Genomic DNA, 4,851 nt, shown 5'->3' with positions numbered 1-4,851 from the left:
GGTTCGAACCCTGCACCAGCCACAGGATAGAAAACAGCCCCTGATCTGCGGAAACGCAGATCAGGGGCTGTTTTGTCGTATTCGAACACCGGCAATGCCGGATGGTCCTTTCGAGCGGTTTGGTCTCACCTCGTCCTGCCTGAATCCCAGCGCGCGCAGATGGGTGCAGGCGGGTGTACTTATTGCACATCGCTTGCAATTACGTGCATGAGGCAGCAGAGTGGGGAGCCGGGGGTGGGAGTCCTTCGACCGAGCTGATCGTCTTCCCAACCGGCGCCCGCCGGGACAACGGCTCACCCCACCCCCGCCAACAGCCCCTCCGGGCAGGACGACGGGCACGTCAAGGGCCCGTCAAAGCCGCTCGTGGCCGCGTCAGGAACGCGTAGGGGCCGGGGGAGAGCCGGGAACGCGGACCGCAGGATCGGAGCAACTACCGATCGCGGAGGTTCCGTCCGATGTCCAGCGCCACCACGACCCCGGCCGTCAGGGCCGATGAGCCGCCCGATACCGGCGCGGGCGACGAGCGGTACCGGCTCAGCGCGCTCGGCGGACTGGCGGCGCTCTCACTGGACGCGATGGCCTCGGTCGCGTACGGGCCGGAGTCGATCGTTCTGGTGTTGGCCGCTGCCGGCGGGTACGGGCTGGGCTTCACGCTGCCGGTCACCGCCGCGATCGCGGTGCTGCTGGCGGTGCTGGTGGCGTCCTACCGGCAGGTGATCGCGGCGTTCCCGGACGGTGGCGGCTCCTACGCCGTCGCCAAGGCGCACCTGGGCCGCCGGACGGCGCTGACCGCGGCCGCCTCGCTGGTGATCGACTACGTCCTGAACGTCGCCGTCTCGGTCACCGCCGGCGTGGCCGCGCTGACCTCGGCCGTGCCGGGCCTGTACGACCGGCGGGTCTGGCTCTGCCTGGGCGTGCTCGCGCTGGTCACCGCGGTGAACCTGCGCGGGATCGCCGAGTCGGCGCGCTGGTTCATGGCGCCGACGGCCGTCTTCGTCCTCGCCATCATGGCGATCATCGTGGTCGGCCTCTTCCGGGACGCCCCGGTCAGCACCGCGGCGGCCGCCGGGCATGCCTCGGTGCTCGCCGAGAACGCCACCGCCGTCGGCGCGCTGCTGCTGCTCAAGGCCTTCGCGGCCGGGTGCTCCGCGCTGACCGGCGTCGAGGCGGTGGCCAACGCCGTCCCCTCCTTCCGCACCCCGCGGGTCAGACGCGCCCAGCACACCGAGGTCGCGCTCGGCGCCCTGCTCGGCGTGATGCTGATCGGGCTGGCCGTGCTGATCGGCCGCTTCCACCTCCAGCCCGTCGAGGGCGTCACCGTCCTCGCCCAGCTCGCCGACGCCTCGCTCGGCCACGGCATCGGCTTCTACGTCGTCCAGTTCGCCACCGTGGTCCTGCTCGGCCTGGCCGCCAACACCTCCTTCGGCGGCCTGCCGGTGCTGCTCGACCTGCTCGCCCGGGACAACCACCTCCCGCACGTCTTCGCCCTGCGCGCCGACCGCCAGGTGTACCGCTACGGCGTGCTCTTCCTGGCCGCGGTGTCGGCGGCGCTGCTGATCGGCTCCGGCGGGGACGTCAACAGCCTGGTACCGCTGTTCTCGATCGGCGTCTTCGTCGGCTTCACCGTCTGCCAGGTCGGCATGGTCCGGCACTGGCTGCTGCACCGCCCGCCCGGATGGCGGGGCAAGACCGCGCTGAACGGCTTCGGCGCGCTGCTCACCGGCGTCGCGGCGCTGGTCGTCACCGGCACCAAGTTCACCGAGGGCGCCTGGGGCATCGTGCTGGCCCTGCCGCTGCTGGTGCTGCTGTTCGAGGCGATCCACCGCAGCTACGCGCGGATCGGCGAACGCCTGGAGCTGGGCCGCGTCCCCGGCCCGGTGACCAGACAGCGCAGCCTGGTCGTCGTCCCGGTCACCGCGATCACCCGGCTCACCCGGGACGGCCTGTCCGCCGCGCTCTCGCTCGGCGACGAGGTCATGGCGGTCACCGTGGTCCTCGAACCGGCCGCGGCCGAGGCGCTGCGCCGCGACTGGGAGCTGTGGCAGCCGGGGGTGCCGCTGGTGGAGATCCCGGACGACCACCGCCGGTTGGGGAGGCCGATCGCCGACTTCGTCAACGAGCTCGGGGCGGAGCACGCCTACGACCGGCTGACCGTGCTGATCCCCGAGGTGGAGCCCGCCCACTGGTGGCAGCGGGCGCTGCAGAACCGGCGCGGTGCGGTGATCGACCGCGCCCTGCGCCGGCACACCGACGCCGTGGTCTGCCGACTGCGGATGCGGATGTGACCAGCGGCGGAACCCGCGGAAGGCCCCGGACGGCACCCTGCCGACCGGGGCCTTCCGCCGTTCCGTCACCCCTGCGCGTCAAGGTCGCGTCAACGCGGCGCCATCACCCGTATGGAGGGCGTCAGGGCCCGATAACGCGCCCGTGACGGCTGGTTTGCTGCATCTGCCGGCCGTCCGCCGGCGCCGCGCGAGCCCCTCGGCTCCGGTCGCGGCATCTCCCGAACCACGCTGGTGGAGCCCATGTCCGATCTCATCTACGTCGGTGTCACGGTCGCCGTGTTCGCCGTCATCGCCCTGATCGCGCGGGGGGTGGAGAAGCTGTGAGCGCCGAGAACGTCGCTGGTCTGATCGTGGCCGTCGCCCTCGTCGGCTATCTCGTCGTGGCGCTGATCTTCCCGGAGAAGTTCTGACATGGGATCCACTCTCGCGGGCTGGATGCAGGCCCTCGCCCTCGTCGGCGCGCTGGCCCTGTGCTACCGCCCGCTCGGCGACTACATCGCCAAGCTCCTCACCACCTCCAAGCACCTCAGAGTCGAGCGCGGCATCTACAAGGTGATCGGCGTCGACGGTGACGCCGATCAGCGCTGGCCGGTGTACCTGCGTTCGGTGCTGGCCTTCTCGGCCGTCTCCGTGCTCTTCCTGTACGGCCTGATCCGCCTGCAGGGCTACCTGCTGCTCAACCTGGGTGTCCAGCAGATGGAGGGCCACCAGGCCTGGAACACGGCGATCTCGTTCGTCACCAACACCAACTGGCAGTCGTACGCCGGCGAGTCCGCGATGGGCCACCTGGTGCAGATGGCCGGCCTGGCGGTGCAGAACTTCGTCTCCGCGGCCGTGGGCATCGCGATCGTGGCGGCGTTGATCCGGGGCTTCACCCGCAACAGGACCGACCGGGTCGGCAACTTCTGGGTGGACCTGGTCCGGATCAACCTGCGGCTGCTGCTGCCGATCGCCTTCGTGTTCGCCCTCGTTCTGGTGGCGAACGGTGTGATCCAGAACTTCCACGGCTTCCACGAGGTGACCAACCTCGCGGGTGACGTCCAGAAGATCCCGGGCGGCCCGGTGGCCTCCCAGGAGGTCATCAAAGAGCTGGGCACCAACGGCGGCGGTTTCTTCAACGCCAACTCGGCGCACCCGTTCGAGAACCCGACCGGGTTCACGAACTGGCTGGAGATCTTCCTGATCCTGCTGATCCCGTTCGCGCTGCCGCGGGCCTTCGGCCGGATGGTCGGCGACAACCGCCAGGGCTACGCGATCGCCGCGGTGATGGGCCTGTTCTGGGTCGCCTCGGCGGCCCTGATCACCTTCGCGGAGTCGCAGCACTCCGGCACGGCCCTGCAGGCCGCGGGTGCGGCGATGGAGGGCAAGGAGCAGCGGTTCGGCATCGCCGCGTCGGGCCTGTTCGCCGCCTCGACGACGCTGACGTCGACCGGTGCGGTGAACTCCTTCCACGACTCGTTCACGCCGTTCGGCGGCGGGATCACGATCTTCAACATGATGTTGGGCGAGATCGCGCCCGGCGGCACCGGCTCCGGCCTGTACGGCATGCTCGTGCTGGCGGTCGTCGCGGTGTTCGTGGCCGGTCTGATGGTCGGGCGCACTCCCGAGTACCTGGGCAAGAAGCTCGGCGGCCGGGAGATGAAGTTCGCCTCCCTCTACATCCTCACCACCCCGGCGATCGTACTGGTGGGCACGGGTGTGGCGATGGCCCTGCCGGGCGAGCGGGCCGGGATGCTCAACTCGGGCGCCCACGGCTTCTCGGAGGTGCTGTACGCCTTCACCTCCGCCGCCAACAACAACGGCTCGGCCTTCGGCGGCATCACGGTCAACACCGACTGGTACGACACGGCGCTCGGCCTGGCGATGGTCTTCGGCCGTTTCCTGCCGATCGTCTTCGTCCTGGCGCTGGCGGGCTCGCTGGCCCAGCAGCAGCCGGTGCCGGCCACTCCGGGCACCCTGCCCACCCACAAGCCGCTGTTCGTGGGCCTGCTGTCGGGCGTGATCCTGATCGTCGTCGGCCTCACCTACTTCCCGGCCCTGGCCCTCGGGCCGCTCGCGGAAGGTCTCACCTCCTGATGTCCACCCCAACGCTCAACCCCGCTCCGGCCGACACGGCCGCGCCCGCCGCGCCGCACAGAGTGTCGAGCGGCCTCCTCGACCCGAAGCTCATCCTCACGTCGCTCCCCGACGCGGTGAAGAAGCTCGACCCCCGGGTGATGGTCAAGAACCCGGTGATGTTCGTGGTCGAGGTGGGATCGGTGGTCACCACGATCTCCGCGATAGCCGACCCGTCCGTGTTCGCCTGGGCCATCACCGTGTGGCTCTGGCTCACCACGGTCTTCGCCAACCTGGCCGAGGCCGTCGCCGAGGGCCGCGGCAAGGCCCAGGCCGACACCCTGCGCAAGACCAAGACCGAGAGCGTCGCCCGCCGCCTCACCGACTGGCCGGCCACGCAGGACGAGGAGGAGGTCCCCGGCACCGCACTCCGGCTCGGCGACCACGTCGTCGTGGAGGCCGGGCAGGTCATCCCCGGTGACGGCGACGTCGTCGAGGGCGTCGCGTCCGT

At 70.5% G+C, this 4,851-nt stretch carries 4 protein-coding genes and 1 pseudogene; all 5 read left to right on the top strand.

Annotation, left to right across the window (positions count from 1 at the left end; translation table 11 throughout):
• The coding region (locus ACIRST_RS42290; protein ID WP_402810110.1) for a hypothetical protein at positions 1-211 on the top strand (211 nt) is incomplete at its 5' end.
• A 244-nt stretch (positions 212-455) separates the two neighbouring features.
• Complete coding sequence (locus ACIRST_RS42285) at positions 456-2,285, top strand: APC family permease (protein ID WP_402810108.1); 1,830 nt, start codon at positions 456-458, stop codon at positions 2,283-2,285.
• A gap of 320 nt (positions 2,286-2,605) precedes the next feature.
• Positions 2,606-2,695: a K(+)-transporting ATPase subunit F gene (kdpF, locus tag ACIRST_RS42280; RefSeq protein ID WP_350519858.1), complete on the top strand. Its 90-nt coding sequence runs from the start codon at positions 2,606-2,608 to the stop codon at positions 2,693-2,695.
• 1 nt (position 2,696) lies between these two features.
• Positions 2,697-4,361 (top strand): potassium-transporting ATPase subunit KdpA, encoded by a 1,665-nt coding sequence (kdpA, locus tag ACIRST_RS42275; RefSeq protein WP_402810104.1) that lies wholly within the window; start codon positions 2,697-2,699, stop codon positions 4,359-4,361.
• Positions 4,361-4,851 (top strand): annotated as a pseudogene (locus ACIRST_RS42270) (potassium-transporting ATPase subunit B); the annotation flags it as partial. The gene kdpA and the pseudogene ACIRST_RS42270, both read left to right, overlap by 1 nt.

Origin of the sequence: Kitasatospora sp. NPDC101447, assembly GCF_044767225.1 — a bacterium.
In the GTDB taxonomy this organism is placed as follows: Bacteria; Actinomycetota; Actinomycetes; order Streptomycetales; family Streptomycetaceae; genus Kitasatospora.
This window is presented reverse-complemented; position numbering and strand designations above follow the sequence as displayed.

What these genes read in the sequence shown, in the direction of transcription:
- ACIRST_RS42285 (WP_402810108.1), top strand. Translation starts at nt 456, where the DNA reads ATGTCCAGCGCCACCACGACCCCGGCCGTCAGGGCCGATGAGCCGCCC.
- kdpA (WP_402810104.1), top strand. Translation starts at nt 2,697, where the DNA reads ATGGGATCCACTCTCGCGGGCTGGATGCAGGCCCTCGCCCTCGTCGGC.